Origin of the sequence: Streptomyces sp. NPDC058664 (assembly GCF_042716635.1) — a bacterium.
GTDB lineage: Bacteria > Actinomycetota > Actinomycetes > Streptomycetales > Streptomycetaceae > Streptomyces.
Window position 1 is genome coordinate 1 of the sequence record NZ_JBHXRW010000253.1, and the last position, 1,062, is coordinate 1,062.

The 1,062-nt window shown below is 70.5% G+C and carries 2 protein-coding genes; one reads left to right on the plus strand and one right to left on the minus strand.

Annotated features, from left to right (window positions below; translation table 11 throughout):
• On the minus strand, positions 1-209 hold a 209-nt coding region (locus tag ACFWUY_RS41955), incomplete at its 3' end, for a hypothetical protein (protein ID WP_384122432.1).
• A 6-nt stretch (positions 210-215) separates the two neighbouring features.
• Between ACFWUY_RS41955 and aroC the strand changes: the two genes are divergently transcribed.
• Positions 216-1,062 (plus strand): chorismate synthase (aroC, locus tag ACFWUY_RS41960; protein ID WP_384122435.1); only part of this gene is annotated, 847 nt, incomplete at its 3' end.

Below are 1,062 nucleotides of genomic sequence, written 5' to 3' on the forward strand. Positions count from 1 at the left end.
GCGATGTGCCTGGCCACGGTGACCGCGATGGCATTGGCATGATCGGCGATGCGACGCGCCGGGACGAGGTCGGTGACGCGATGTCGTCGACGGTCCGCAGCAGGCCGGTTCGGCCGGATCAGGGCGGTGGCCGCCACCGCGCGGCCGTGCGCGGCGAGGACGTGCCGCTCGTCACGTCGGCCCGCATTCCCGGTTACACGTGTCGACATGGGAAGATGGTCGGCGTGTTGCGCTGGATAACTGCCGGAGAATCCCATGGTCCCGCTCTCGTCGCCCTCCTGGAAGGGATGGTCGCCGGAGTCGAGGTGACATCGGACGATGTCTCCGCACAGCTCGCCCGCCGCCGGCTCGGTTACGGGCGCGGCGCCCGGATGAAGTTCGAGGCCGACAAGGTCACCCTGGTCGGTGGCGTGCGCCACGGCCGCACCATGGGTGGACCGGTCGCGATCGAGATCGCCAATTCCGAGTGGCCCAAGTGGACCGAAGTGATGTCGGCCGATCCGATCGACGAGACCGAACTGGCGGGCATGGCGCGCAATGCGCCGCTGACCCGGCCGCGCCCCGGTCACGCCGATTACTCCGGAATGCTCAAGTACGGCTTCGACGACGCCCGCCCGGTGCTCGAGCGCGCCAGCGCCCGCGAGACCGCGGCGCGGGTCGCCGCGGGCACCATCGCGCGTAACTTCCTGCGTCAGGCCTTCGGCGTCGAGGTGATCTCGCATGTGGTGTCGATCGGCACCGCGGCCAACACCACCGGTGTCACGCCCGGCGCGACCGATCTCGACGCGATCGATGCCAGCCCGGTGCGGGCGTTCGACGCCGACGCCGAGGCGGCGATGATCGCCGAGATCGAAGCGGCGAAGAAGGACGGCGACACGCTCGGTGGCGTCGTCGAGGTGATCGTGGACGGCCTGCCCATCGGGCTCGGCTCGTTCGTCAGCGGCGAGCAGCGCCTCGACTCGCGCCTGGCCGCCGCCCTCATGGGCATCCAGGCGATCAAGGGTGTCGAGGTAGGCGACGGGTTCGAGACCGCGCGTCGCCGCGGCAGCCTCGCCCATGACG